General features: G+C 71.3%; 23 protein-coding genes. 9 read left to right on the forward strand and 14 right to left on the reverse strand.

All coding sequences use genetic code 11. The features are described 5' to 3' along the window. Positions 1 to 54 precede the first annotated feature (54 nt). The 4 genes from JOD63_RS10780 (at position 55) to JOD63_RS10795 (ending at position 5323) form a co-directional block, all read left to right on the forward strand. Positions 55 to 1092, forward strand: a complete 1038-nt coding sequence (locus tag JOD63_RS10780) for a phosphotransferase family protein (RefSeq protein ID WP_045274097.1) — start codon at positions 55 to 57, stop codon at positions 1090 to 1092. Then, complete coding sequence (locus tag JOD63_RS10785) at positions 1092 to 2306, forward strand: acyl-CoA dehydrogenase family protein (protein WP_045274084.1); 1215 nt, start codon at positions 1092 to 1094, stop codon at positions 2304 to 2306. The genes JOD63_RS10780 and JOD63_RS10785 overlap by 1 nt, the downstream gene beginning before the upstream one ends. A 67-nt stretch (positions 2307 to 2373) precedes the next feature. Beyond that, a complete protein-coding gene (locus JOD63_RS10790) occupies positions 2374 to 3954 on the forward strand; it encodes an AMP-binding protein (RefSeq protein WP_045274083.1) in 1581 nt (526 codons plus the stop codon). A gap of 397 nt (positions 3955 to 4351) precedes the next feature. Next, positions 4352 to 5323 carry a hypothetical protein gene (locus tag JOD63_RS10795; protein ID WP_045274316.1) on the forward strand — a complete coding sequence of 324 codons (972 nt, stop codon included), beginning with the start codon at positions 4352 to 4354 and terminating at the stop codon, positions 5321 to 5323. A 362-nt stretch (positions 5324 to 5685) separates the two neighbouring features. Here JOD63_RS10795 and JOD63_RS10800 read toward each other — a convergent pair whose 3' ends face one another. From JOD63_RS10800 to JOD63_RS10840, 9 genes are all read right to left on the reverse strand, one after another. Next, positions 5686 to 6978 carry an ABC transporter substrate-binding protein gene (locus tag JOD63_RS10800; RefSeq protein ID WP_045274317.1) on the reverse strand — a complete coding sequence of 431 codons (1293 nt, stop codon included), beginning with the start codon at positions 6976 to 6978 and terminating at the stop codon, positions 5686 to 5688. Positions 6979 to 6980: 2 nt separating this feature from the next. After that, a complete protein-coding gene (locus tag JOD63_RS10805) occupies positions 6981 to 8264 on the reverse strand; it encodes a branched-chain amino acid ABC transporter permease (RefSeq protein WP_084613321.1) in 1284 nt (427 codons plus the stop codon). Continuing rightward, positions 8261 to 9139, reverse strand: a complete 879-nt coding sequence (locus JOD63_RS10810; protein WP_045274318.1) for a branched-chain amino acid ABC transporter permease — start codon at positions 9137 to 9139, stop codon at positions 8261 to 8263. The genes JOD63_RS10805 and JOD63_RS10810 overlap by 4 nt, the downstream gene beginning before the upstream one ends. After that, positions 9139 to 9891, reverse strand: a complete 753-nt coding sequence (locus tag JOD63_RS10815) for an ABC transporter ATP-binding protein (protein WP_045274319.1) — start codon at positions 9889 to 9891, stop codon at positions 9139 to 9141. Before JOD63_RS10815 ends, JOD63_RS10810 begins: the two co-directional genes overlap by 1 nt. Further along, on the reverse strand, positions 9888 to 10628 hold the full coding sequence (locus JOD63_RS10820; RefSeq protein ID WP_045274320.1) for an ABC transporter ATP-binding protein: 741 nt from the start codon (positions 10626 to 10628) through the stop codon (positions 9888 to 9890). The genes JOD63_RS10815 and JOD63_RS10820 overlap by 4 nt, the downstream gene beginning before the upstream one ends. A 354-nt stretch (positions 10629 to 10982) precedes the next feature. Continuing rightward, entirely contained in the window at positions 10983 to 11735 is a 753-nt protein-coding gene (locus tag JOD63_RS10825; protein WP_045274321.1) for a glucose 1-dehydrogenase, read from the reverse strand. Then, entirely contained in the window at positions 11732 to 12796 is a 1065-nt protein-coding gene (locus JOD63_RS10830; RefSeq protein ID WP_245243903.1) for an NADPH:quinone oxidoreductase family protein, read from the reverse strand. The genes JOD63_RS10825 and JOD63_RS10830 overlap by 4 nt, the downstream gene beginning before the upstream one ends. Beyond that, the gene (locus JOD63_RS10835) at positions 12783 to 13373 is read right to left on the reverse strand and encodes a TetR/AcrR family transcriptional regulator (RefSeq protein ID WP_045274322.1); all 591 of its coding nucleotides are present in this window, start codon (positions 13371 to 13373) and stop codon (positions 12783 to 12785) included. The genes JOD63_RS10830 and JOD63_RS10835 overlap by 14 nt, the downstream gene beginning before the upstream one ends. A 36-nt stretch (positions 13374 to 13409) precedes the next feature. Further along, entirely contained in the window at positions 13410 to 14147 is a 738-nt protein-coding gene (locus tag JOD63_RS10840) for an SDR family oxidoreductase (protein WP_045274323.1), read from the reverse strand. Positions 14148 to 14302: 155 nt separating this feature from the next. On the opposite strand from JOD63_RS10840, the gene JOD63_RS10845 reads away from it, so the two are divergent. The 5 genes from JOD63_RS10845 (at position 14303) to JOD63_RS10865 (ending at position 21290) form a co-directional block, all read left to right on the forward strand. Further along, the gene (locus tag JOD63_RS10845) at positions 14303 to 15454 is read left to right on the forward strand and encodes an AI-2E family transporter (protein WP_052682298.1); all 1152 of its coding nucleotides are present in this window, start codon (positions 14303 to 14305) and stop codon (positions 15452 to 15454) included. A 212-nt stretch (positions 15455 to 15666) separates the two neighbouring features. Continuing rightward, positions 15667 to 18597, forward strand: coding sequence for a helix-turn-helix transcriptional regulator (locus tag JOD63_RS10850; RefSeq protein WP_045274338.1), 2931 nt, complete (start codon positions 15667 to 15669; stop codon positions 18595 to 18597). Positions 18598 to 18835: 238 nt separating this feature from the next. Beyond that, positions 18836 to 19021 (forward strand): hypothetical protein, encoded by a 186-nt coding sequence (locus tag JOD63_RS10855; protein WP_045274324.1) that lies wholly within the window; start codon positions 18836 to 18838, stop codon positions 19019 to 19021. A 77-nt stretch (positions 19022 to 19098) separates the two neighbouring features. After that, a complete protein-coding gene (locus tag JOD63_RS10860; protein ID WP_045274325.1) occupies positions 19099 to 20145 on the forward strand; it encodes an ATP-dependent DNA ligase in 1047 nt (348 codons plus the stop codon). 83 nt (positions 20146 to 20228) lie between these two features. Beyond that, positions 20229 to 21290: an LLM class F420-dependent oxidoreductase gene (locus JOD63_RS10865; protein WP_245243905.1), complete on the forward strand. Its 1062-nt coding sequence runs from the start codon at positions 20229 to 20231 to the stop codon at positions 21288 to 21290. Here JOD63_RS10865 and JOD63_RS18040 read toward each other — a convergent pair. The 5 genes from JOD63_RS18040 to JOD63_RS10885 all read right to left on the reverse strand — a co-directional run bounded on the left by JOD63_RS18040 (position 21277) and on the right by JOD63_RS10885 (position 26048). Next, complete coding sequence (locus JOD63_RS18040) at positions 21277 to 21402, reverse strand: hypothetical protein (protein WP_271180711.1); 126 nt, start codon at positions 21400 to 21402, stop codon at positions 21277 to 21279. The two genes, JOD63_RS10865 and JOD63_RS18040, sit on opposite strands and share 14 nt — an antisense overlap. Next, positions 21395 to 22441, reverse strand: coding sequence for a non-homologous end-joining DNA ligase (gene ligD / locus JOD63_RS10870; protein WP_045274326.1), 1047 nt, complete (start codon positions 22439 to 22441; stop codon positions 21395 to 21397). Before ligD ends, JOD63_RS18040 begins: the two co-directional genes overlap by 8 nt. A gap of 64 nt (positions 22442 to 22505) precedes the next feature. Continuing rightward, positions 22506 to 23330, reverse strand: coding sequence for an energy-coupling factor transporter transmembrane component T family protein (locus JOD63_RS10875; protein ID WP_045274327.1), 825 nt, complete (start codon positions 23328 to 23330; stop codon positions 22506 to 22508). After that, complete coding sequence (locus JOD63_RS10880) at positions 23330 to 25141, reverse strand: ABC transporter ATP-binding protein (RefSeq protein ID WP_045274328.1); 1812 nt, start codon at positions 25139 to 25141, stop codon at positions 23330 to 23332. The genes JOD63_RS10875 and JOD63_RS10880 overlap by 1 nt, the downstream gene beginning before the upstream one ends. Then, positions 25131 to 26048, reverse strand: coding sequence for a hypothetical protein (locus JOD63_RS10885; RefSeq protein WP_045274329.1), 918 nt, complete (start codon positions 26046 to 26048; stop codon positions 25131 to 25133). Before JOD63_RS10885 ends, JOD63_RS10880 begins: the two co-directional genes overlap by 11 nt. Positions 26049 to 26069: the final 21 nt, after the last annotated feature.

The raw sequence follows: 26069 nt of genomic DNA on the forward strand, positions 1-26069 counted from the left end.
CCGGTATGCTGGTCGTCGGGTCCACCGTCGGATCCCGGAGAGGCAGGGTCGATGATGACCGAGACACCCGGACTGGATGTCGCGGGACTGGGCCGCTGGCTCGTGAGCGCGCACCCCGAACTCGCGGGCGGCGACCTCACCGCATCCGTCATCGCGGGCGGTCGCAGCAACCTCACCTACGCCGTCGAAGGCGCGCGCATCCCACTCGTGCTGCGGCGGCCGCCGCTCGGCCACGTGCTCTCGAGCGCGCACGACATGCGGCGCGAGCACCGGGTCATCTCGGCCCTTGCGGGAACCGCCGTGCCGGTGCCGACCGCGGTCGACGTCGTCGACGACACCGAGGCGCACGAGATCACCGGCACCACGTTCTTCGTGATGGAGCGCGCCCCCGGCCGCGTGCTCGCGCACACGTCGCAGAACCGCCTCTACACCGCGGCGGGACTGCGGCGCCTCAGCATCGACCTGGTGCGACACCTCGCCGACCTCCACGCCGTCGAACCAGACGCCGTGGGCCTCGGCGACTTCGGCCGCCCCGACGGCTATCTCGCGCGTCAGCTCTCCACCTGGCGCCGGCAGTTCGACGCGTCACGATCACGCGAGACCCCCGCGCTCGACGCCCTGCAGGCCGGCCTCACCGAGGGGATGCCCCAGTCGCGGCGCGCCGCCGTCGTGCACGGCGACTACCGGCTCGACAACGCGCTGGTCATCGGCAGCGGTGACGATCCGCGCATCTCGGCGGTCCTCGACTGGGAGATGGCCACCCTGGGCGATCCGTTCGTCGACCTCGGCATCTTCGCCCTGTACTGGGACATCGCCGATCTCCCGGGGGGCGCCGAGGGTGCGGTGCCGAGCGCCGTCGATCCGGATGCGGGGTACCCGACGTTCGACGAACTGGTCGACGTGTACGCCGAGCAGGCCGGCATCCGCGTTCCCGACCTCCGCTGGTACCGGGCCTTCGCGGCGTACAAGCTCGCGGTCATCCTCGAGGGGATCCACTTCCGCTTCCAGGCCGGCGACACCGTCGGCGACGGCTTCGATCGGATGGGCGCGCTCGTCGAGCCGCTCGCCCAGAAGGGACTGCAGGTGCACTGATGGACTTCGCACCCGACGACACCGCCCGCGACTTCACCGCACGGGCACGCGCATTCCTCGACGAGCATGTGCTGCCGGCCGAGCCGGAGCTCGATGCCCAGCTCGCCGCAGCGCCGGGCGAGTGGGCCACGCCCCCCGTCATCCGCGACCTGCGCGAGCGGGCTCGGGCGCAGGGGCTCTGGAACCTCTTCCTTCCGGGCGACCACGGCGGCGCAGGACTCACGAATCTGCAGTACGCGCCGGTGGCCGAGGTGACCGGGTGGAGCCCGCGTCTCGCACCCGCCGCGTTCAACTGCGCCGCGCCCGACACCGGCAACATGGAGGTGCTCAACGACTTCGGCACCCCGGCGCAGAAGTCCGAGTGGCTCGAGCCGCTGCTGCGGGCCGAGATCCGCTCGTCGTTCTGCATGACCGAACCCGATCATGCGTCATCCGACGCCACCAACATCGGCACCAGCATCCGTCGCGACGGCGACCACTACGTGATCACCGGCCGCAAGTGGTGGTCGACGGGCGCGATGAACCCCGACGCCGCGATCTTCATCGTGATGGGCAAGACCGATCCGGATGCCGATCGGCACCGCCAGCAGTCGATGATCCTGGTCCCCCGTGACACGGACGGCGTCGAGATCGTGCGACCGCTCACGGTGTTCGGCTACGACGACCGCGACCACGGCGGCCACGCCGAGGTGGCGTTCCACGACGTGCGCGTGCCGGCTGCGAACCTCATCGCCGGCGAGGGCGACGGGTTCGCCATCGCCCAGGCGCGGCTCGGGCCCGGCCGCATCCACCACTGCATGCGCGCGATCGGGATGGGCGAGCGGGCGCTGGCGCTGATGACCGCGCGTGCGAACGACCGCCGCGCGTTCGGTCGCAGCCTCGCCGACCAGGGCGTGGTGCGCGAGTGGGCCGCCGAGGCGCGCATCCAGCTCGAGGCCCTGCGCCTGCTGGTGCTGAAGACGGCCTGGCTGATGGACACCGTCGGCAACAGGCAGGCGATGACCGAGATCCAGGCGATCAAGATCGCCGTGCCCCGGGCGATGCAGACGATCATCGACCGCGCGATCCAGGTGCACGGCGGCGCCGGCGTCTCCTCCGACACGCCGCTGGCCGAGCTCTATGCCGGCATCCGGTCGCTGCGCATCGCCGACGGCCCCGACGAGGTGCACCTGTCGAGCCTCGGCCGCGCCGAACTGAGCCCGCACCGGGCGTAGCGACCCGGCATCCCGTTCCCCTCCCCGATCCCGCTCCACTCCCTCAATGACGACGGAAGGCACTCCGATGACACACCAGCCCGACCCCGCGATCGACGGCGCCGGCTTCACGACCCTCTCGGTCGCGAGCATCCTCAGCGAATCGGCGACGCGCCACGCCGACCGTCCCGCCCTGCACTTCCTCGGCGGCGTGACCACCTACCGCGAGCTGTGGGATCAGACCCGCGCGTACGCCGGTGCGCTGCGCGATCGCGGCATCGGGCGCGGCGACCGGGTCGCGATGCTCATCCCGAACGTGCCGGACTTCGCCCGCGTGTACTACGCCGCGCTGTCGCTCGGCGCCGTCGTGGTGCCGGTGCACCTCCTGTTCAAGGCGGAGGAGATCGAGTACGTGCTGCGCGACTCGGGCGCCGACGTCCTCGTCGCCGCCGCTCCGCTCCTGGGTGAGGCGGTGCCGGCTGCGACCGCCGCCGGGGTGCCGCTCGTGACCGTTCTGCTCCCCGCCGACGCGGGCATCGAGCTTCCGCGGCTCGAGGTCGAGGCATCCGTCGCCGTCCCCATCGCGCGGCACACGCCGACGGGTCCCCTGGATGCCGCCACCATCCTCTACACGAGCGGCACGACCGGAACCCCCAAGGGCGCCGTCGGCAGTCACCTCTCGATCATCGAGCAGACCCACTGCACGCTGATCGACGCGTTCGACCTGCGCGCCGACGACATCGTGTTCGGCGGGCTGCCGCTGTTCCACACGTTCGGTCAGACGGCGGTGATGAACATCGCGTTCCGGGTCGGGGCATCCGTCATCCTCCTCCCCCGCTTCGATGCCGACGAGGCCCTCGCACTCATGGCGCGCCTCGACGCGACCGTGTTCACTGCGGTGCCCACGATGTACGTCGGCATGCTCGAAGCGGCCCGCCGCTCCGACGCCCGGCCGCCGCTGCGCTACGCCGTGTCGGGCGGTGCCGCCCTGCCCGTCGCGGTGCTCGAAGCCTTCGCCGACGCCTACGGCGCCCAGGTGCACGAGGGCTACGGGCTGACCGAGACCGCGCCGACGGTGTCGTCGAACCCGCTCCACGAGCCGATCCGGCCGGGCACCGTCGGCAAGGCCCTCTGGGGCGTCGACGTCGCGATCGCCGACCCCGAGGTGGAGGACGCCGTGGTGCTCCTCGACGATCCCGCGGCGCTCGGTGAGATCGTCGTGCGCGGGCACAACCTCTTCAAGGGATACCTCGGACGACCGGATGCCTCCGACGTCGCCGTCGTCGACGGCTGGTTCCGCACCGGCGACCTGGGGACGCACTCCGACGGCATCCTCACCATCGTCGACCGCAAGAAGGACATGATCGTGCGATCGGGGTACAACGTGTACCCGACCGAGGTCGAGGCCGTGCTGGCGCGGCACCCGGGCATCGCGGTCGCCGCCGTCTTCGGCGTCGCCGACGACGTGCGCGGACAGGAGGTGCACGCCGCGGTCGTCTCCCACGACGGGGTGGAGCTCGACGCCGACGAGGTCGTCGCCTTCGTGCGCGACCGCCTCGCCGCGTACAAGTACCCGCGGGTCGTGCACGTCGTGTCGTCGCTGCCGCTGGGGTCGAGCGGCAAGGTGCTCAAGCGCGAGCTGGTCGCGCAGTTCACGCCCGTCGCGTAGGCGGCGCGTCTGCGCGTCTCCGTCGTCCTTGTCGCGAGCGGGCACGTTTGCCCCGAGCGGGCACGGCAGCCACGTGGTGATCGTGCCCGCTCGGAAGCACCGTGCCCGCTCGCGCCTCCTCTACCCTCTCCTCCCCTCCCCTCCTCCTTCTTCACTCCTCTCCTTCTCCTCGTCCTCGCGAGCGGGCGCATTGGTTCCCAGCGGGCACCATCGCCACGTGACTGCGGCGCCCGCTCGGAGAGAACGTGCCCGCTCGCGAGCCGAGGTGGAGGCGGGGGCGGGGTGGGCGGGACGGGGAGACGGATGCCGCGCCTCCACAGGGCGATGGCTCGGACGCGTCTCCACATGTCTTCGAAACAGACATGGCGGCGGGCGAAACTGGGGCGACGATCGATGGATGCTGCCCGAGATCGATCGGCTCCTCCATCCAGCTCGCGCTGTGACGACACGGTCGTGGCGGGATCTCGAACGCTCCTTGGTCACCGGCGAGCTCCTGCGGATCCACCGCGGCTGGTATGCGCCGAAAGCCGAGGCGGCGGCCCTGCGGTCCGAAGACCGGCTGCTCCTGCGCATCCGCTCGGTGAACCGCTCCGCTCGCGGGACGAGCGGTGTGTTCTCCCACACGTCCGCCGGTGCACTGTGGGAACTTCCCCTCCACAAGGTTGGCACCCACGTCGTTCACACCACCCTGCGCGAAGGACTCGAGGTGCATTCCACCGCGGGCATTCGTCGACATCGTGATGTGCTTCGGCCGGATGACATCACGAACCGATTCGGCATGCCGTGCACCACGCTCGAACGGACGGTGGTCGACATCGCGCGAAGCACGTCGCTCGAGACATCGCTCTCGGCAGCGGATGCCGCCATGCGACAGATCGCATGGCGCGATACCGAGCGCGAGTACGACCTCGATGCCGCGGCGGCCTTTCGAGCGCGGATGCGCGAACAGATCGTCGGCATGGCCGGGAAGCGCGGCGTGCGCCAGGCACGGGTCGTCGCCGACCTCGCCGATGGCCGCGCGCAACTTCCGGGTGAGAGCATCAGCCGCATCCGACTGCTCGAGCTCGGATTCGACGCGGTCCGCCTGCAGGTCGGCATCCAGCGCCCCGGCTTGACCGATTACCACGTCGACTTCGGGCTCGACGACGTCGACGCCTGGGGAGAGTTCGACGGCAAGGGGAAGTACCTCGATGCCTCGATGCGCGGCGACAGCACCCCGCTCGAGGTGCTGATGGCCGAGAAGGAGCGCGAGGACTGGATCCGCGCCAGCACCGGGCGGCCCGTCGTGCGATGGGGTTGGGAGCACATCGGTTCCGCCATGGCGCTCGCGCAGCGCCTGACCCAATACGGCATTGCCCCGCCGCGTTGACTTCTCACTGTTCCCTCGGGCGCGCCGCTTCGCCTACTCCTCGCGGAGGCGGCACCCGGTCGCGAACGGGCACGCCCCTCCCCACCTGGCGCTCTCCCCACGTGGATACCCTGCCCGGTGGGTGCCAACGTGCCCGCTCGCGAACAAAGGGAGCCCGAGTGGGAGCCGAGCAGCCCGAGCTGCGGCGCCTCCCATCTCGCGAACGGGCACACCCCTACCCACCGGGCACACTCCCCACGTGGCAACCCTGCCCGGTGGGTGCCAACGTGCCCGCTCGGCGGAATGAGGCGCGGCACAGAACCGCGGGCAGACGAAACGGCCCGGGCTCCGCGAGGAGTCCGGGCCGTTTCGCCGGGGGGGGTTCAGGCGCCGGGGATGCCGCCGTTCGAGAGGGGCGTCTGCTCGGACTCGACCTCGACCACCGAACCGCCGTCGACGGCGTAGGTGCGGCCGAGGTAGTCCTGCACGCCCTGGTCGACCGTGGTGATGCCGACGCCGGTGTAGGCGGCGTGGCTGTCTTCGGCGAACGCGAGCGGAAGCACGCCGCTGCCGGCGAGCTCCCCGCTCTGGATCGCATCGATCAGCGACTCGCGGGTCGGGTCCTCGCCCGCCACGGCGAGCGCTTCGGCGAACAGGTACGCCACGCTCATGCCGTAGACCGTGTTGCCGTCGAAGGCGGCACCGTCGTTGTAGTCGGCGTTGACCTGCTGGAACAGCTCGATCCAGTCGTCGTCGCTCTGCGCGGCGGGCAGGTAGTTGGTGCCGACGAGCCCCTGGAGCAGCTGCGGCCCGACGTCGGCACCCAGGTACTCGACGAGCGTCTCGTAGCTCGCACCCGAGGACGACGAGAACCACATCGGGAACCATCCGAGCTGGGCGGCCGTGCCGATCGCCAGCGCGCTGAACCCGTTGATCGTCGCGAGGATGTTGATCTCGCACCCGGCCGCCTGCAGCGCGCCGACCTGGGCCGTGACGTCCTGGTTCGACACGGAGTAACGCTCGACGTGGGTGAGTCCGTCGGCTCCGAGCGCGAGCTCGGCGCCTTCGATCATCTCGTCGCCGAAGTCGTCGTCCTGTCCGAGGAGGCACACCTTCTTGCCCGGGTACTCATCGGCGGCGTACTGCGCGAGGGCCGCACCCTCGACGACGTAGTCGGCGTTGAACCCGAACGTGAACGGGTACTTCTCGGGCTGATTCCAGCTCGTCGAACCCGACGCGACGAACAGGTCGGGCACCTCGTTCTGGTTGAGGAAGTCGAGCACCGACGTGTGGGTCGGGGTGCCGAGCCCGTTCACGATGGCGAACACCTCGTCTTCCTGCACGAGTTCGCGCACCACGGTCTGGGTGGTCGCGGGGTTGTAGCCGTCGTCCTTGACGATGTACTCGATCGACCGGCCGTTCACGCCGCCGTTGTCGTTCAGGAACTCGAAGTACGCCGTGGCGGCCGCCGAGATCGACGAGTATCCGGCAGCGGCCGGTCCGGTCAGCGGCGTGTGCGTGCCGATCGTCACGGTGTCGTCGGTGACACCGGGAACCGGCGCGGCGGGATCGTCGGCGTCGGTGCCGGCGGGGGTGCTGCACGCGGTCAGCGCGACGGCGACGGCGGTGGCGCCGACCATCGCCGCGAGGCGGCGTGCGGAGTGATGCTGTGACATGGTCACCTCTTTCGTGGGTTGGTTGACTGCAGGACGGGATCGATCGGATGCTGCGCCCGCGGCTCGCGGCGCCCGGGCTGGCGGTGTTCGGACTCGGAGTGGCCGGAGACGGATGCCGTCGGCACGGCGGCCGGCCCTGTCGCGGAATCGCCCGCCACAGCGGAGTCACCGCTCACCGCACCGCTCACCGCCGCAGCGGCATCACCGGCCCGGCCGCCCGGCGCCGACGGCGCATCGGTGCCCGCGGCATCCGTCGCCCGATGCCGACGCCGACGCCCGCGCAGGCTCGCGAGGCCGCCCGGCCACGCGAGCATGACGACGATGAGCAGAAGGCCGAAGACCAGCACGGTGAGGTTGCCCGAGAGCCGCTGCTCGAGACCGGCGTCGAGATCGAGGGCCCGGGTGACCGTCGTGATCAGCCAGGGCAGCAGCACGATGAGCGCCGAGCCGATGGCTGCGCCGCCGATGCTGCCGAGGCCGCCGACGACGACCGCGACCACGAGCAGCAGCGAGAACGCGAGGGTGTAGGCGCCGGGGCTGACCGACTGCACGGCGAAGCAGAGCACGGCGCCCCCGGCGCCGGCGGCGATCGAGCTCACGGTGAACGCCGTCACCTTCACGCGCCCGGCACGCAGCCCGTTCAGGCGCGCTGCGGTGTCGTCGTCGCGCACCGCACGCATGCGCAGGCCGAGGCGGCCGCGGCGCAGGGCGGCGATCCAGGTCACGGTCACCCCGGCGACGAGGATCGCGACCCACGCCTGCCACTGCTCCAGGGCGATGAGTCGCTCGAGGAACGGCGGCACGCCGTCGTACGCGATCTGCAGCCCCTGGTCCCCGCGGAAGACGCCCGAGAACGCGGCTGTCACAGCCGGGATCGCGATGACGAGCGCCAGGGTGACTCCCGCGAGGTACGGCCCCTTGAGCCGCGCCGCGGCGAGCCCCAGGAGCAGGCCCAGTGCGCCCGAGACGACGAGCGCCGCGAGCATCGAGAGCGCGAAGCGCGGGATGCCGTCGAGTCCGGCATCCGTCAGCGCATTCGCGGTGAGCGCGTAGCCGTACCCTCCGGCCGCCATGAGTGCGGCGTGGCCGAGCGAGAGCTGACCGCTCAGGCCGATCAGCAGGGTGAGTCCAGCGGCCGCGCAGAAGTACGCGGCGATCGTCGCGAGCTGGAAGTTGCGGTACGGATCGAGCAGGAACGTGGCGCCGATCGCGAGCACGGTGAGCACGCCGCCGAAGACGACGGTGCGCGGGACGCCGGTGAGTGCGGGCAGGATGCGGCGGCTCATGCGCTTCGCGCCTCTCGCATCGAGAAGATGCCACCCGGTCTCACCAGCAGCACCCCCACCAGGAGCACCAGCACGCCGATCGGCGCGACGGTGGCGCCGAGGTATCCGGTCACGAGCGTCATCGCCACGCCGACCACGAGGCCGCCGAGGAGCGCCCCCACCGGGGAGTCGAGTCCGCCGACGACGGCGACGGTGAACGCGTAGACGAACAGCACGTCGGTGGAGTGCGGGTTGAGTCCGAGCTCGGTCGGCACGAGCAGCAGGGCGGCGAGCGCGGCGACGGCGGCCGACAGCATCCAGCCGATCGTCACCATGCGCGAGACGCGCACACCCAGGATGCGCGACACCTCGGGTGCGAACGCCGATGCCCGCAGCTGCAGCCCGAGCGACGTGAAGCGGAAGAGCAGCGCGAGGCCGGTCATCACGACGGTCGCCACGACGAGCACGAAGATGTCGTACGGCGAGAGCAGCGGCACGCCGCCGACGACGAGCGGGCTGTCGTCGAACGGGGCCGCCATGGGCCGGTACTGCTGCCCGAACAGGATGCCGAGCACCGACTGAAGCACCATGACGAGGCCGATCGCGATGATGACCCCGGCGAGCGGGCTGCTGTGCGGGGCGAAGCGCATGACACCGCGCTCCACGCCGAAGCCGATCGCGGCGCCGGCGATGACGCCGGCCGCGAGCCCGGCCCAGTACGACCCGGTGATCCCGGTGACGGCGAAGGCCACGTATGTCGCGACGAGGGCCATCGCGCCCTGCGCGAAGTTGATGATGCGCGCAGCACGCCAGATCAGCACGAGCGACAGGGCGAACAGCGCGAAGACGGCGCCGCGGGCGAGGCCGGTGGCGAGGAGGAAGAGCAGGCGATCCATCAGAACCCCAGGTAGGCGTGTCGGAGGGCGGAGTCGGTGGCGAGGTCGGATGCCGCGGCGTCGGCGACCACCCGTCCGAGGTCGAGGACCACGCCGCGGTCGGCGATCGACAGGGCACTGGTCACGTTCTGCTCGGCGAGGAGCACCGTGAGGCCCCGGCTCTCGGCAGCGGCGCGCAGCGTGCCCATCAGCTGGGCGACGACGAGCGGCGCGAGACCGAGCGACGGCTCGTCGAGCGCGAGCACCGTCGGCTCGGCGATGAGGGCACGCCCCAGGGCGAGCATCTGGCGCTCGCCGCCCGACAGCTGGTGCCCGTCGGCCTGTCGGCGTCGGGCGAGCGGCTCGAACATGTCGTAGATGCCGGCGACCGCCCGCTCGCGCGCAACCCCGCGGTGGCGCCACAGCGCTCCGAGACGCAGGTTCTCGTCGACCGTGAGCTCGGCGACGACGCTCCGCCCGTCGGGCACGAGGGCGACACCGCGCCGCGCCCGCTGCTCCGTGCGCAGCAGCGCGAGGTCTTCACCGTCGAGCCGGATCGATCCGGATGCCGCGGGCACGAGCCCTGCGAGCGTGCGCAGCAGCGTCGTCTTGCCCGCGCCGTTCGCTCCGAGGAGCGCCACGATCTCACCCGGCCGCAGACCGAACGAGACGTCGTGGAGCACCGGCGCGCCGCCGTAGCCGACGGTGAGGGACTCGATCGCGAGGGCGCCCGTGCGCGTCGCCTCGGGGGCCGTGCCCGCCACGGCGCTCATGCCGTCGCCTTCACGCCGAGGTATGCCTCTTCGACGCGCGGGTCGGTGCGCACCTCGTCGGGGGTGCCGCGGGCGATCACCCGCCCGAAGTCGAGCACCTCGATGCGGTCGGCGAGGCCCATGACGAAGTCGACGTGGTGCTCGACCAGCAGCACCGAGCATCCGCCGTCGGCGACCCGGCGCACCGTCTCGCCCAGGGCCGCGATGTCGTCGGCGCCGAGACCGCCGGCGGGCTCGTCGAGCAGCAGCAGGCGAGGACGCGTGACCAGCGCGCGGGCGAGCGCGACCCGCTTGCGGTCGGGATACGCGAGCGCGCCGACGGGCTGCGCCGCGAGGCCGCCGAGGTGGAGGTCGTCGAGCTGTGCGGCGACGCGTGCCGCGGCATCCGCACGCGCGGCGATCGGTACGAGCACGTTCTCGGCGACCGAGAGCGTGTCGAAGAGCCCGAGGCCCTGCAGCGTGCGCGAAACTCGCCGGGCGGTCAGCCCGGCGGTGCGCCGCGGCGTCGGGGCGCCGTCGACGCGCACGTCGCCGGAGCGGCGGACGAGCCCGCAGATCGCGTTGAACACCGTCGTCTTGCCGGCGCCGTTCGGGCCGATCAGCGCGACGATCTCGCCGGGTCGCACGTCGAAGGCGACGCCGTCGACCGCCGTGAGACCGCCGAACGTGACGGTGAGCGCGTCGACCGCCAGTCGTGGGGGGACGGATGCCACGGCATCCGGTTCGTGCAGGTTCATCGGCACCTCTTCGTGTCGGGTGTGGCCACCCTATCCGATAAACCGACCGGGCGGTATGTAGTTGTTGCGCGAATGTGATGAAGCCGGCGTGGCGCGAGGTCGGAGGGATGCGGGGGTGCGTTTCGTCTCGTCGCTGCGCTCCTCGCTCAACGACCGGAAGGCACCCCGCACACCCCGTCGTTGAGCGAGCGCAGCGAGACGAAACGCGCAGCACTCCCCGGTCGTTGAGCGAGCGCAACGAGACCAAACACGCAACTCACCCCGGTCGTTGAGCGAGCGCAGCGAGACGAAACGCGCCCGCAAGGCCCCGGTCGTTGAGCGAGCGCAGCGAGACGAAACGTGCCAAGCGGCCGCCTACTTGTGCGGGATTCCCGCGATCATGCCGCCGTCGACGACGAACTCCGCGCCGGTGGTGAACGACGAGGCATCCGACGCGAGGAACACGACGGTTCCGGCCACGTCGCCGGGCTCTCCCGGCCGGCCGAGCGGGATGTCGAGGTGCGCGGGATCGATGCGGTCGGTCATCGAGGTGCGGATGAACCCCGGATGCACCGAGTTGACGCGGATCCCGAAGGGGCCGAGCTCAACTGCCATCGACTGCGAGAGCCCGCGCACGCCGAACTTCGCGGCCGTGTAGCCGTGCACGCCCGGACTCCCCCGCATCCCCTCGACCGACGAGATGTTGATGATCGACCCGCGGCGCTGCGAGGCCGCGAACTGGGCCTTCATCGTCGGCACGACGGCGCGACAGCCGAAGAACGTGCCGGTGAGGTTCACCGCGATCACCGCGTCCCACTTCGCCGTGGTGAGGTGCTCGATCGGCGCTGCGTTGGCGATGCCCGCGTTGTTGACGAGAACGTCGATGCCGCCGAAGGCCGAGACGGATGCCGCGACCGCGGCGGTCCACTGATCCTCGTCGGTCACGTCGAGGTGCACGAACCTGGCGCGCTCGCCCAGCTCGGAGGCGAACGCCTCGCCGGCGTCGTCGAGGAGGTCGGCGATGACGACGCAACCGCCCGAGGCGTGCAGCGCGCGCACGTACGCTTCGCCGATGCCGCGCGACCCCCCGGTGACGAGGCAGACCCTCCCCGCGAGGTCGAGGTTCATGGGGCGACCTCGGGCCCCTCGACGGACTCGGGGACCGAGCGTGCCTCGGCGGGCTCGCGCACCGACGGGGCGACCTCGATGACCACACGGCCCACTGTCGCTCCTCCGGCGAGCGCGGTCAGCGCCTCGGGTGCACGGTCGAACGGCACGATGTGGTCGACGACGGGCGCGATCGCACCGGAGTCAGCCAGGCGCACGAGCTCCGCGCGCGCGACGTCGACGAGGTCGGGCCGGATCCCGGGGTACATGCCCCAGTGAAGGCCCAGCACCGAGTAGTTCTTCACCAGCACATGACCGGCCGGCAGCTCCTGGATCGTGCCGCCGGCGAAGCCGACCACCACGATGCGGCCTTCGAATGCGATGCACTTGGTCGAGGCGACGAAGGCGTCACCTCCGACCGGGTCGAACACGACGTCGGCGCCGTGGCCGGCTGTCGCGGCCTTCACGCCGCCCACGATGTCGTCGACTCCGCGCACGAGCACGACCTCGGCGCCGGCCGCGCGCGCGACCTCGGCCTTGGCCGCTGAGCCCACCACGCCGATCACCCGCGCCCCGGCGGCTGCACCGAGCTGCACCGCCGCGAGCCCGACGCCGCCGGCGGCGGCGTGCACCAGCAGCCATTCGCCCGACTGCAGCGCGGCACGGCGATGGAGCGCGAACCATGAGGTCTGGTACGCCACGGTGAGACCCGACGCCGCGGCATCCGTCAGCGACGCCGGCGCCGCCCACACGTCGGATGCGGGGAGCACGGCGTACTCCGACAGCACGCCGATCTTCGACGCGAGCACCCGATCTCCGACGGCGAACCCGTCGACTCCGTCGCCGAGCCCGGCGACATCGCCGACCAGTTCGATGCCGGGCACGAAGGGGAGCTCGGGCTTCACCTGGTACAGCCCGCGGCACAGGAGCACGTCGGGGAAGTTGGCGGCGACCGCACGTACCCGGACGAGCACCTCCCCCGGCGCGGGCGACGGCACGGCCACCTCATCGAGGGAGAGCGCGTCGGCGGGCTCTCCGAGGCGGGTGACGCGCCACGCGCGCATCGTGTCAGGTGTCGGCATCCATTCTCCTGATGCTGCTCAGGAACAGATCGGTGATCTGCTCGGCTACGAGGGTCTTGTCTTCGGGGCCTTCGGGCGAGTACCAGTGCGACAGGTAGTGCACGTCGCTGAAGAAGTGGGCGACGAGCATCGCGAGCGGGATGTCGGCACGGTAGATGCCTTCTGCCTGCCCGCGCGAGATCAGCTCGGCGAACTCGTCGTGGTACGCGCGCCGGCGGCGCGTGACCTCCTGGTGGCGGGGCGCCGAGAGCATGTTGAGGCTGCGGAAGAACACCGCGCCCTCCTCCATGTAGTCGATCGATGTCTCGAGCACGTCGATGCAGACGGCACGGAGCACCTCGTCCACCGACCCGCCGCGCTCGATGATCGCGTCGAGGTGCGCCTTCTGCAGGGTGAGCAGCCGCTCGTAGATGCCGAAGAGCAGGTCGTCCTTCGACTCGAAGTAGTGGTACATGGCGCCCTTGGTGACGCCGGCCGCCTCGACGATCTGCTGCACGCTGGTGTTCGCGTACCCCTGACGGGCGAAGAGCTCGACGGCGGCACGGGTGACGTCGTCTGCGACGTGGGAATCCTTCATGTGTTCATCTTTCACCCGAACGGCGAGCGCGCCGCGTCACAGGAACGGACGGATGCCGGCGCCGCCGTCGATCGGAAGCGTCTGCCCCGTGATCCAGGCAGCGTCCGCCGACAGCAGGAAGGCGACCGGTCCGGCGACGTCGTCGACCTCGCCGAGGCGGCGGAGGGGGTACGCGGCGGATGCCTCGTCTTCGTGCCCCTCGTACAGCGCCCGTGCGAACGCGGTCTTCACGACCGCCGGCGCGACGGCGTTGACGCGGATGCCGGGGGCCAGTTCGTAGGCGAGCTGCATGGTCAGGTTGATGAGGGCGGCCTTCGAGATGCCGTAGAAGCCGATGCCGGGACTCGCGCCGAGGCCGGCGACCGAGGCGAGGTTCACGACGGAGCGGGTGAGCCCTGCGGCCACCGCCTCCCGGGTCCACTCGAGCGCGGCGACCACGTTCACGTCGATGATCTTGTGCGCGGCGGCCGTGTCGACCTCGGCGAGCGGACCGTAGACGGGGTTGATGCCGGTGTTGTTGACGAGGTGGTCGAGCCGGCCGTGGCGCTCGGCCACGTGCGCGAACACCGCCGCGCGGTGCTCGGCATCGGCGGCGTTGCCCGCGACCCCCGAAGCCGCGTCTCCGAGCTCGGCGACCGCTGCGTCGAGCGCCTCCTGCTTGCGCCCGGTGATGACGACGGCGCCGCCTTCTGCGACGATGCGTCGCGCGATCGCGAGACCGATCCCGCGGCTCGCGCCCGTGACGATCGTGACCGTGTCCTCGAACCTGCGCATCGCGCCTCCTCGCACATACCGTCCAGTCGGTTTCACCGTAGCACGAACCGATCCACCACGTCGCACGCGCTCGGGGGCTGGGGACGAGAGGCCCGGATCGGCCGGGCCCGGCACGGCCTCCCGGCATCCGTCGCCTGCTTCCGTAGGCTCCCCGCATGGGTCTGTTCCGTCGCGACACCACTCCCCCGGCGGCTCCGCCGGCGCTCGATCCGGCCCGGCACCGCCTGGCCGCGCAGTGGACCGACGGGTTCGGGGCGCTCGCGACCCGGGCGCTGCAGATCATCCTGGTGGGCGCCGTCGCCGCGGTGATCATCTGGGGCGTCACCTCGCTCACCCTCGTGACGATCCCGCTCGTGATCGCGCTCATCCTGGCGGCCGCGTTCTCACCCGCGATGGCCTGGATGCGGCGCCGCGGCGTGCCGCCGCTCGTCGCGACGCTGCTCGCCCTGTTCGCCGCGGTGGGGCTCCTCACCGCCATCGGCTGGCTCATCGTCTGGGCGGTGCGCGATCAGTGGGAGGATCTGTCGACGCAGGCGGTGGCCGGCTTCCGCACCTTCCTCGACTGGGTCGACACGCTTCCGTTCGCCCCCACCGACGACCAGATCCAGACCTGGATCGACCAGGCGCTCGACTACGTCACGAGCGCCGAGTTCGGCTCGGGCGCCCTCGCCGGCGTCAGCGCGGTCGCGAACTTCGTCACCGGCTTCGTGCTCATGGTCGTCGTGCTGTTCTTCTTCCTGAAGGACGGCCCCACGATGTGGCGGTTCCTGCTGCGCCCCCTCCACGGCGGGTCGTACGACCGCGGCCGGCGCATCGGAACGAAGACCATCACCGTGCTCGGCTCGTACATGCGCGGCACCGCGACCATCGCCTTCGTCGACGCGGTCGGCATCCTCATCGGCCTGCTGATCCTGCAGGTTCCGCTCGCGGTGCCCCTCGCCGTGCTCGTGTTCCTGGGCGCCTTCATCCCGATCGTGGGCGCGACGATCGCCGGCACGCTCGCCGTGCTGGTAGCCCTCGTCGCCAACGACTGGGTCAACGCCCTCGCGGTGCTCGGCGTGATCATCCTCGTGCAGCAGCTCGAGGGCAACTTCCTGCAGCCGGTCGTCATGGCCCGGTCGATGAAGCTGCACGCGTTCGTCGTGCTCGTCGCCCTCACCGCGGGCACGATCATCGGCGGCGTGCTGGGCGCGGTGCTCGCCGTGCCGATCACCGCTGTCGCGTGGGGCATCGTCCAGGTGTGGGACGGACCGGGACTCCCGGCGCGGTGGGCGCGCCCGAAGCCCGACGAGCTCGCCTCCGGGTGACGCGGGTCGCGCAGGGCGCTTGCGGGCGCGGCGCCGTCACCCGCGCAGTCGCGACCTTGCGGAGTCCGTCGGGAGAATGACGCAGATCTGAGGCGCCTCGCGTCGGAAATAGGGCATTCTCCCGATCCGGATGCGGGGCCTCGAGGGCATCGTGGACGGTGGGGCCCGGGCCTCGCCTGCCCGACGTCAGAGGAAGGTGCCACCATATGCTCATGCGCACGACCGGTTCCGCGGCGGTCATGGTCGGCCGCGACGCGGAGATGACGGTGCTCCGCGACGCCTTCGACGCCGGGCACGGCGGCCGCACGCGCGCGGTCATCGTGCGCGGCGAAGCCGGGATCGGCAAGACGCGCCTGGTGCAGGAGTTCGCCTCCGAGATCACCCGCGGGCGCGGCGACGACCTCCCGGCCGTCGCCTTCGGCCAGTGCGTCGACCTCGGTCCCATCGGTGCGCCGTTCGGGCCGATCGCGCGCATCCTCCGGGATCTGCACGACGCCGTCGGCTCCGAGGCCCTCCGCTCCGCGATGGGCTCGCCCGCCGTCGCGGCGGCGATCGTCGCGCTGGCACGGGGGCTGAGTGAGCTCGCCGACCCGGGGCAGGCGCCCGCAGGGTCGCCGGCCGAGGCCATCGAGGTCGTGCTGGAGAACCTCTCGCGCACGCGGCACGTGGTGATCGTGCTCGAAGACCTGCAGTGGGCGGATGCCGCGACACTCGGGCTGCTGAAGACCCTGGCCGGGAGCCTGCGTGAGGGCCGGATGACGATCGTGGCGACCTATCGCTCCGACGACGTCGACCGGTTCCACCCCCTGCGGCCGGTGCTCGCGGAACTCGAGCGGATGCGCCGCGTTCAGCGCATCGAGATCGCACCGCTCGGCCCCGACGAGGTCGCCGAGCAGGTGGCGCTGCTCGCACGGGGCGCGATCGGTCCCGATGACCTGACCATGCTCGCGGAGCGCAGCGGCGGCATCCCCTTCCTCGTCGAAGAGCTGGTCGACCTCGACGACGTCGAACTGCCCGACACCCTGCGCGAACTGGTCCTCGCGCGGTATGCACGCCTCTCGCCGGAGGCGCGGGAGATCGTCCGGGTCATGGCCGCGGGCGGGGTGGACGTCGGCCACGAACTGCTGCGTGCGGTCGCCGGAACCGACGAGGAGGCGCTCGATCGCGCCGTGCGGGAGTCGATCGACGCACGCGTGGTGGTGGCCGCCGGCGACGGGTACGCGTTCCGCCACGCCCTGACCCAGGAGGCCGTCGAGTCCGAGATGCTGCCGAGCGAACGCATCCGCGTCCACCGCCGGTACGCCGAAGAGCTGGCTCGCACGCTCGACGATGCGCCGGATGCCGTCTCGGCGGTGGCCGAGCACTGGCTCGCCGCCCGTGCGATCACTCCCGCGTTCGACGCCACGGTGCTCGCGCTCGGCCGCTCGCAGGCGACATTCTCTCCGGCGACCTCGGCCAGACTGCTCGAGCGACTCACGGAGCTGTGGCCGCAGGTTCCCGATGCCGCGGAACGCTCGGGCATGAGCCTTGCTCGTCTGCAGCTGCGCGCGGCCGATGCGTGGCACGACCTCAGTGAGGCCGAGCGGGCCCTGCGCGCCGCGAACGAGGGAATCAGCGTGTGCGACGACCCCGTGACGCTCGCGGGCCTGCTCCGGCACAAGTGGGTGCAGGAGGCGAACACCGGCCGGCGCCCGGGCGACGACGACCTGCAGAGCGCGATCGGCCTGCTGCGCGACCGCGACGAACCCGAGGCGCTCGTGCTGCTCTCGCGCATCATGACTAACCTCGCGATGAGCCATGGCCCCGAAGCCGTGGAGCACCTCGAACGGGCGATCGGGATCGCAGAGGAGGCAGACGACGCCCCCGCGCTCGCCGTCGCACTCAACACCCTCGGCTGGCACTACGCGAACGACGAAGACGACCCCGATCGCGCGCTCGCTCCTCTCGAACGCGCGATCGCCCTCCCGCTCGACCCGGCGATGCGCGTGTACGTCGCCTCGACCTACGTCGACATGCTCTCGCTGCTGGGCAGGTTCCGCGAAGCTGCAGTGGCCGGCGCCGCACATCACACCGACGCCGTGCGGTCGGGCATCGAGCGCGGTGTGGCCACCGGACTCGCCCTGTCGGTCGCGCACGCGTCGTTCGCGATCGGCGAGCCGGATCAGGGCATCCGGTACGCACAGCGCGCCCGGCGTCTCCTCGATCCTCCGGGCCGCTCCACCGCGGTGCGGATGCTCGCCACCCACTACGCGTGGAACGACGCTCACGACGAGCGCGTCGCCCTGCTCGCCGCCGAGCGCGAGTCGCTCGAGTCGGTGCGCCGCAAGCATCCGGCCAAGCGCGGATGGTGGGTCGATCACTCCGTCGATTCGGTGCTCACGGCCGCCGCAGGCATCGCGTCGATGCCCGACGAGGGCACGATGGGCGAGATGATCCCCCGGATCGTCGAGTCGCTCGACGACGACGGCGGCGGCGCGCGGCGTCGCTATGCCGCCGTGGGCGGCGCGCTCCTCGTGCGCGCGCTGCGCGACAGCACCGGCGACCTCGCCGCCGGACGCGACGCGCTGCGGGCGCGTATCGAGGCGAGCATGGCCGAGTGGCCCCAGCGCGGCACCGCCCCGACGATCACCCGCTTCATCTCGGCGACGTTCGCGGACGCCGACGGTGCGGACCCCTCGGCGAGGGCCGCCGGCTGGCGCGACGTCGCGGATGCGATCGCCGACGGCGGGATGCCGCTGCGCTATCACCACGTCGCCCAGTTGAGTCTCGCCGCAGCGCTCATCGAAGCGGGCCGACGTGCAGAGGCCCTCGGCATCCTCGACCGGATCATCGCCGACGCGCCGCGCCACGGGGTGTCGAGTGTCGCCCGCTGGGCGACGACGCTCCGCGACCAGGCCGGCCTGTCGTCGAGAGCGGCGGCGGGCGACGACGCGCAGCTTCACGGCCTCACCCCGCGTGAGCGGCAGGTGCTCGCACTCGTCGCCGACGGCTTGACGAACGCCGAGATCGGAAACCGGCTGTTCATCTCGCCCAAGACGGCCTCGGTGCACGTGTCGGCGATCCTGGCCAAGGTCGGCGCGCGCAGTCGCACCGAAGCCGCCGCGCGCTACGCGTCGTCGTCGCCCGAATCCACCGCGCCCTGAGCGACACCGGGGCACGACACGCGGCTGCGGCCTGTCGACTGAGGCTCCGCCCCCGTCGCGGGCGGCCCTGTCGACTGAGGCCGTCGCCCCGCCGACTAAGGCATCCCCACTTCGATCTACGGCACTCCGCCCGCCGAAGATGAGGCGACCGCCCGATACGCCGGCACCCCCTCAGAGAGGATCGTCGTTCCTGTCAGGAGAACCGCCGGATCCACCGGCACGGACAGGAAGGCCGATCATGAACCTCACCGCTCACACCGCCACCGTCCTCGACCAGCAGCGCGCCGCGACCCTCGATCGCGAGAACGACCTCCTCCGCCGCCACCGCGAGCGCGCCGTCGGCGCCCCGGCGCAGCCGCGGCCGTCGCTGGTCGCCCGGGTGCGGCATCCGATCCGCGCGACGCGGACCGCGATCACGCACTGAGGAGAAGGAGAGGGGGACGGATGCTGCGGCATCCGCCCCCCTCGCATGTCGTCGGACCCCCACGGCAGGATGTACCCATGCCCTATGAGATCCCGGCGCCGATGCTCGCCAAAGCCGCAGCCGCCGTGCCCGACCCCGCGAAGACGGCCGGGGGGCTGAGCTTCGAGCCCAAGTGGGACGGCTTCCGCGCCCTGGTGTCGTGGGACGGGGAGAGCGTCGAGATCGGATCACGCGGAGCCAAGCCGCTGACCCGCTACTTCCCCGAGCTGGTCGAGGCCTTCACGCGGCTGCTGCCCGAACCGTGCCTCATCGACGGCGAGATCGTCGTGCCGACAGGCGAGCCGGGCTCGCAGCGCCTCGACTGGGAGTCGCTGTCGCAGCGCATCCATCCCGCGGCCTCGCGCGTGAACATGCTCGCCGAGAAGACGCCGGCGATGTTCATCGCGTTCGACCTGCTCGCCCGCGGCGACGGCGATCTTCAGCAGGAGCCGTTCTCGGAGCGGCGAGCGCAGCTGGTCGACCTGCTCGGTGACGTGCCCCACCCAGTGCACGTCACCCGCACCACCGACGACCCCGATCTCGCCCGGCGCTGGCTGGCCGAGTTCGAGGGGGCGGGGCTCGACGGCGTGGTCGCGAAGCCGCTCGCGCAGCCGTACCAGCCGAACAAGCGGGCGATGATCAAGATCAAGCACGCCCGCACCGCCGATGTGGTGGCCCTCGGCTACCGCATCCACAAGTCGGGCGAAGGGGTCGGGTCGCTCCTGGTCGGCCTCCACGGCGACGACGGCACGCTGTACCCGGTCGGCGGCGTCGCCGCGTGGAGCAACGCCCGGCGCCTCGAACTCATCGACGAGCTCGCTCCGTTCGTCGTGCGCGACGACGACGGCGAGGCGGTGCGCGGCGAGGGCGAGAAGTCGCGGTTCCAGGCGGGCCGCGCCGACTCATCGTTCGTGAAGCTGCGCCCCGAGCGCGTGCTCGAGGTGCGCTACGACCAGCTCGAAGGGTGGCGGTTCCGCCACACTGTGCAGTTCGAGCGCTGGCGCCCCGACCGCGACCCGTCGTCGTGCACGTACGAACAGCTCGAGACGGTCTCGGCATACGACCTGGGCGACGTGCTCGACTGAGCACGCCTGCAGGCACTCGTCGCCGGCGCACGCGCCGACCTCATAGGGTCGGGGAGTGTCAGCGTCGACGGTCGACGCTCGCGATGGGAGAGATGTCGATGCGCTTCGGGCTGATCCAGAACTATTCGACCCCGATCGATGAGATCGCCGACGCCGTCGATACCCTCGAAGCCGCGGGCCTCAACACGATCGCCGTGGCCGAGGCGTACTCATTCGACGCCGTGAGCCGGCTCGGCTACCTCGCCGCGAAGACGCGGACGATCGGCCTCATGTCGAACATCCTCCAGCTCTATACGCGCACGCCCACACTCACGGCGATGACCGCGGCGAGCCTGGACTCCCTGACGCCGGGCGGTTTCACGCTCGGGCTCGGCGCCTCGGGTCCGCAGGTCATCGAAGGGTTCCACGGCGTGCCCTACGACGCTCCCGTCGGCCGCACCCGCGAGATCGTCGAGATCTGCCGGCAGACCTGGCGGCGCGAGCCCGTGGCCCACGACGGTGCGCATTACAGCATCCCTCTCACCCGCGACAAGGGCGGGTCGGGGCTCGGACGTCCGCTGAAGATCATCAACCGGCTCGTCCGCGCCGACATCCCCATCTCGATCGCGGCACTCGGCGCGCGCAGCGTCGCCCAGGTCGCCGAGATCGCCGACGGCTGGCAGCCGATCTTCTTCGACCCCGCGCGTGCGGATCGGGTGTGGGGCGAAGCGCTCGAAGCCGGACGGGCGAAGCGCAGCTCGGATCTCGGCGACCTCCGGATCGAGGTGCAGGTGTTCTTCGCCTTCGGCGAACCGTCGCCCGACGCGATCGCGAGCGTGCGCGCGCACCTCGCCCTCTACATCGGCGGCATGGGGGCGAGAGGCAAGAACTTCTACAACGACATCGCCGTCCGCTACGGGTTCGCGGCCGAGGCGGCCGATATCCAAGGTCTGTACCTGGCGGGCAGGATCGAGGATGCCGCCGCCGCAGTCCCCGACGAGCTGGTGTTCGGCGTGGCGCTGTTCGGCGACGCCGACGAGCTGAAGCGGCGGATCGCGGCATTCGGCGCGGCGGGCGTCACCACGCTGCTGCTCGCGCCGGTCGCGGAGACCGCAGAGCAGCGCCTCGCGGACGTCGTCTCGCTTCTCGACCTCACGCGAAGCTGAGAGCCTCGTCCGCGGACCCGCATCGCGCCATGACCGTCGGCGAGCGCACGAACCAGCGGGTGCGCAGCAGCTGCGCCGTCCAGCGCGAGCTGCGCGCCGAGCGCTCAGCCACCGGCATCCTTCGGCCAGTTCTCGGGATTGAGGCGGCTCGGCTGCACGCGCGGCGGCTCACCGGGCATCTTGGGGAAGTCGGGCGGGAAGGGCAGTTCGCGGAGCCCGTCGTCGAGGTCGCGCTGCCACCACTCCAGCAGCGTGTCGATGCGGCCGGGCTTCGCGAGCAGGTCGGCCCACGGGTCGCCGACCGCCGCCAGCCGGTCGGGCACCGTGCGCACCGTGAAGGCGCCGGGATCGACCCCGCCCTCGAGCTCGTCCCACGTGACGGGCGTCGACACGGTGGCGCCGGCGAGCGCACGCGGCGAGTAGGCGCCCGCCATCGTACGGTCGCGGTTGGCCTGGTTGAAGTCGATGAAGATGCGCTCGCCGCGCTCCTCCTTCCACCAGTTCATCGTGACCCGGTCGGGCATGCGCCGCTCGAGCTCACGTCCCGCCGCGATCACGGCGTGGCGCACGTCGAGGAACTCCCACTCCGGCTCGATCGGGCAGAACAGGTGGATGCCGCGGTTGCCACTGGTCTTCACGAAGGTCGTGAGCCCAGCCTCGGCGAGCACGTCGCGCATCGCCGGGGCGACGGCCGCAGCATCCGCGAAACCGGTCCCCGGCTGCGGATCGAGGTCGATGCGCAGCTCGACCGGGTTGTCGGTGTTCGCGGTGAGCGCGGCCCACGGGTGGAAGACGACGGTGTTCATCTGCGCCGCCCAGACCGCAGCCGCCGCCTCGGTGATGACAAGCTGCGGATGCCGGCGCCCGCTGTTGTAGCGCACGGTGACGGTCTCGACGAAGCCTGGGGCGCCCTTCGGCGGGTTCTTCGAATAGAACCGCTCGCCGTCGATGCCCTCGGGGAACCGCTCGAGCGACACCGGCCGGTCGCCGTTCGCGGCGAGGAACGGGCCCGACACGGCGATCAGGTACTCGGCGAGCTCGCGCTTGGTGATCCCGAGCTCGGGCCACAGCACGCGGTTCGGGCTCGAGAGCCCCACCTCGCGATCGGCGCCCGCGCCGGGGACGATGAGGGTGATGCGCTCGGAGGCCATAGTGCGACGCTAGCGGGGCGCCGCGACATCCGGCACCCCGCCCGCCGCGCCGGGCGCGGGATCGTCAGCGGTAGAGGGGGTACAGCTGCCCGATCACGAACGCGACGGCGAGGAACAGCAGCGTCAGTGCGAGCACGGTCCAGTCGATCCACCCGGTGCGCAGGTGCCCGATGCGGATCGCCCGCCCGCGACGGTCGACCGTCGCGAAGGTGAAGCCCCGGGCCTCGAGCGCCTCGACCGTCGTGCGAACGTTCTTCGCCGTGTTGAGGAAGATCGGATAGAACGACCGCACCGCCATGTCGGCCCACTGCACGACCACGCGCCACGCGAGGAACCCGCGGCGCTCCGGCGGGGCGATCCGCAGCCGGTAGCCCTGGAACACCACGCTGAACTCCTCGATGAGGATCGGCAGCATGCGGTAGCCGTAGCTCACGGCGAAGGCCACGAGCTCGGGGCACTGCAGGGCCAGCAGTCCGTCCGACAGCTTCTCGGGGTCGAGTGAGACGAACGCCGCCATGCTCACGAGCGAGACCGTGCCGACCTTGAGCGTCAGTTCGAGGAGGGCCACGATCGTCTCGGCGTCGCCGCCGAAGAACCACGCCGCCACGAAGATGTAGACCAGCTCGAAGCCGAGTCCGATGAGGAAGAGCCCGAGCACGAGCGGACCGACGCGTGCGAGGAAGATCGACACCGCGCCGCCGATGAAGAGGATCGCGAGCACCGTGATGTTGTGGGTGAACCACGGCACGAACGCGTAGACGAGGTACCAGGCAATGACGACACGGGGGTCCATCAGCGAGAACACCCCGCCGCGCGTCGCATACGCGGTACGGATGAGCTCGAGCTTGACCCACTCGACCGAGAGGACGTCGTGCTGCGTGCGGGCCATCAGCGCACTCCCCCGGCGAGCAGCGGCGCCGCGACGCCTGCGACGAACTCGTCGACGCTCAGCGGCAGCGGATGCATGCCGAGCGCGGCTCCGAGTCGGGTCACCTCGGGGGGCACGAGTCGCGTACGCGTGAGCAGCGCCTCGTCGGCGAACAGCTCGGCCGGGGTGACGTCGGCCGCGACCGCGCCGCCGTCGAGCACGATCACGCGGGTCGCCCACTCGGCCACCAGCTGCATGTCGTGCGTCGCGACCACCGTGCAGGCGATCACGTCGGCGAGATCGGCGAGGAGCGCCGTGACCGCCTCGCGACTCGCCGTGTCGAGACTCGACGTCGGCTCGTCGAGGAGCAGCAGCGCCGGACGCATCGCGAGACCGATCCCGAGCGTCGCGCGCCGCTGCTGGCCGCCCGACAGGGTGCGGCCGTCGCGGTCGGCGTGCTCGGTGAGGCGCATCCGGTCGAGGATGCGATCCACCAGGGCGTCCACGTCGGCGACGCGGCGCGATCTCGGGAACATCGCGATGTCGTCGCGCACGCTGCCGGTGAGGAACATCAGCTGCGGCCGCTGGTGCAGGTACGACGCGTGCTCGGCGAGACGGCGGGCCGACTTCGAGCGCGAGTCGATCCCGTCGACGGTCACGATGCCCTCGCGCGGCACGTCGATGCCGGCGAGCAGGCGGAGCAGGGTCGACTTGCCGGCCCCGTTGCCGCCGACGAGGGCCACGCGATCGCCGCGCCGCAGCTCGAGATCGAGATCGCGCAGCACCGGGGTGAGCCCGCCGCCGACCGAACGGTAGCCGTGCCCGACGCGCGACGCGCTGACCACGGTGTCGGCCATGGCCGGCAGCGTGGGGTCCGTGACGGATGCCGCGCCCGCGCCGCGCACCGTGCCGAGGCTTGACGCGTCGCGGCTCGGCTCATCGCGGCTCGGCGCGTCGGGGGCGGCATCCGTCATCGTCCCGCCCTCGTGCACAGCCCGCGCCTCGAACCGGCCCTGCAGCAGCGCCGCGGCATCCGTCACCGTTCTCGGCGACTCCGCGATGCCGAGGGCGCGCACCGCGCGCACCAGCTGCGGCGCCGGGATGCCGTGGGCCTCGAGCTCGTCGACCCGGCTCATCGCCTCGCCGACCGGCAGGTGCCATACGGGCGCCCCATCGGCCATCAGCACGACCGACTTCGCGTACCGAGCCACGAACTCGGCGTGGTGCTCGATGACGATGACGGTGAGCCCCTGTTCGCGGTTGGCCTCGGCGAGCCGCTCGTAGACCTCTTCGGCGTGCGCCGGGTCGAGCTCCGCGACGGGCTCGTCGACGACCACGACGGCGGGCCGCAGGGCCAGCACCCCGGCGAGCGCCGTCAGATGCGACTGCCCTCCCGACAGCTGCCACACGAACCGGCTCTCGAGGCCGCTGAGGCCCACCGCCTCGATCGCGGCGATGGTGCGCTCGACGTGGTCGTGGTGCCCGAAGTTGATCGGACCGAAGGCGACCTCGTCGGCGACCGTCGGGCGCACGAGCTGGTTCTGGAAGTCCTGGTAGACGTACCCCACCTTGTCCGAGAGCGCCGCGACGCTCGAGGTGAAGGTGTCGATGCCGTCGACGGTGACCGTTCCCGCGAACTCCCCCGACCAGTAGTGCGGGATGAGGCCGTTGAGCGTCTTGCAGAGGGTCGTCTTGGCCGCGCCGTTTCCGCCGACGACCGCCACGAAGTCGCCCCGCTCGATGGTCAGGTCGGCGTTGCGCAGCGTGTCTCGGTCGGCGCCGGGATAGCGGAACGACAGGTTCTCGATGCGGATGACGGGATCACTCGTCATGGGCGACGACTCCGGCCTTCCGCTTCTTCGCGAGCTGGAAGATGACGAACGCGATGGAGACGACCACGACGATCGCTGCGACGCTCACCCACAGGAACACGTCGCCGTACTGGTCGCGGAAGTCGGCCTCGAACGAGCCGACGCTGACGTCCCACGCCTCGAGAAAGGCGAAGAAGAACGATGCGATGCCGGCGAGCACCGCGAGCACCACGAACCAGGCGGACTTCGGCGCCATGCCCGGAGCCTTCTCGCCCGGCACGCGCGGGCGCATGCCCAGCAGCGGCTCGATCTTGCCGTGGAGGGCCGGAATGAGCCACATCGCCGGGATCGCGCCGAACAGGATGCCGCTCATGATGATGTCGACGCCGAACCCGATGCCCTCCAGCAGCAGGATCGACTGCGGCAGACCGTCGACGAACTCGGCCTCCTCGACGCCGATCCACACCTTCGACAGGTCGACGATCGCCGACAGCGCCTTGTCGATGATGACGACCGTGAGCGCGCCGAGCCAGATCTGCGCGCGGCTGCGCGGATTGCGGATCAGCGTTCCGGCGATGTACAGGGCGAGGAACATCTGGATGAAGCCCTCGACCTCGCTGAGGCCCGAGAAGTCGCCCATGAGCAGGTCGGTGAAGACGATCTCGCCGAGCGGGGCACCCAACGCCGCCCAGAACGGGCTGAACAGGGCGACCATGACGAGTGGGACGAACACGAAGTACGCCACCGAGATGTCCACCGGCCCGATGGTGATGTCGGGGATGATCTCGAGCACGATGTTCGACAGACCGAACAGCGCCATCGAGAGCACGAAGACCATCAGCTTCTGCGGGGTGGTGAGGGTGGCTCCGGGGGCTGCGGCGCCGCGGAGCGCACCGGCGCGCTCGTAGGTGTCGACGGTCTCGGACATGGGTTCTCTCCTTGATTCGGG

It is taken from the genome of Microbacterium terrae (genome assembly GCF_017831975.1).
Lineage (GTDB): Bacteria > Actinomycetota > Actinomycetes > Actinomycetales > Microbacteriaceae > Microbacterium > Microbacterium terrae.

Excerpts from the sequence above, each read along its gene's own strand:
- JOD63_RS10800 (WP_045274317.1), bottom strand. The coding sequence starts at position 6,978 with ATGTCACAGCATCACTCCGCACGCCGCCTCGCGGCGATGGTCGGCGCC.
- JOD63_RS10805 (WP_084613321.1), bottom strand. The coding sequence starts at position 8,264 with ATGAGCCGCCGCATCCTGCCCGCACTCACCGGCGTCCCGCGCACCGTC.
- JOD63_RS10815 (WP_045274319.1), bottom strand. The coding sequence starts at position 9,891 with ATGAGCGCCGTGGCGGGCACGGCCCCCGAGGCGACGCGCACGGGCGCC.
- JOD63_RS10845 (WP_052682298.1), top strand. The coding sequence starts at position 14,303 with ATGGGTCTGTTCCGTCGCGACACCACTCCCCCGGCGGCTCCGCCGGCG.
- JOD63_RS10810 (WP_045274318.1), bottom strand. The coding sequence starts at position 9,139 with ATGGATCGCCTGCTCTTCCTCCTCGCCACCGGCCTCGCCCGCGGCGCC.
- JOD63_RS10795 (WP_045274316.1), top strand. The coding sequence starts at position 4,352 with ATGCTGCCCGAGATCGATCGGCTCCTCCATCCAGCTCGCGCTGTGACG.
- JOD63_RS10825 (WP_045274321.1), bottom strand. The coding sequence starts at position 11,735 with ATGAACCTCGACCTCGCGGGGAGGGTCTGCCTCGTCACCGGGGGGTCG.
- JOD63_RS10835 (WP_045274322.1), bottom strand. The coding sequence starts at position 13,373 with ATGAAGGATTCCCACGTCGCAGACGACGTCACCCGTGCCGCCGTCGAG.
- JOD63_RS10780 (WP_045274097.1), top strand. The coding sequence starts at position 55 with ATGACCGAGACACCCGGACTGGATGTCGCGGGACTGGGCCGCTGGCTC.
- JOD63_RS10855 (WP_045274324.1), top strand. The coding sequence starts at position 18,836 with ATGAACCTCACCGCTCACACCGCCACCGTCCTCGACCAGCAGCGCGCC.
- JOD63_RS10880 (WP_045274328.1), bottom strand. The coding sequence starts at position 25,141 with ATGACGAGTGATCCCGTCATCCGCATCGAGAACCTGTCGTTCCGCTAT.
- JOD63_RS10865 (WP_245243905.1), top strand. The coding sequence starts at position 20,229 with ATGGGAGAGATGTCGATGCGCTTCGGGCTGATCCAGAACTATTCGACC.
- JOD63_RS10840 (WP_045274323.1), bottom strand. The coding sequence starts at position 14,147 with ATGCGCAGGTTCGAGGACACGGTCACGATCGTCACGGGCGCGAGCCGC.
- JOD63_RS10830 (WP_245243903.1), bottom strand. The coding sequence starts at position 12,796 with ATGCCGACACCTGACACGATGCGCGCGTGGCGCGTCACCCGCCTCGGA.
- JOD63_RS10785 (WP_045274084.1), top strand. The coding sequence starts at position 1,092 with ATGGACTTCGCACCCGACGACACCGCCCGCGACTTCACCGCACGGGCA.
- JOD63_RS10885 (WP_045274329.1), bottom strand. The coding sequence starts at position 26,048 with ATGTCCGAGACCGTCGACACCTACGAGCGCGCCGGTGCGCTCCGCGGC.
- JOD63_RS10790 (WP_045274083.1), top strand. The coding sequence starts at position 2,374 with ATGACACACCAGCCCGACCCCGCGATCGACGGCGCCGGCTTCACGACC.
- ligD (WP_045274326.1), bottom strand. The coding sequence starts at position 22,441 with ATGGCCTCCGAGCGCATCACCCTCATCGTCCCCGGCGCGGGCGCCGAT.
- JOD63_RS10820 (WP_045274320.1), bottom strand. The coding sequence starts at position 10,628 with ATGAACCTGCACGAACCGGATGCCGTGGCATCCGTCCCCCCACGACTG.
- JOD63_RS10860 (WP_045274325.1), top strand. The coding sequence starts at position 19,099 with ATGCCCTATGAGATCCCGGCGCCGATGCTCGCCAAAGCCGCAGCCGCC.
- JOD63_RS10850 (WP_045274338.1), top strand. The coding sequence starts at position 15,667 with ATGCGCACGACCGGTTCCGCGGCGGTCATGGTCGGCCGCGACGCGGAG.
- JOD63_RS10875 (WP_045274327.1), bottom strand. The coding sequence starts at position 23,330 with ATGGCCCGCACGCAGCACGACGTCCTCTCGGTCGAGTGGGTCAAGCTC.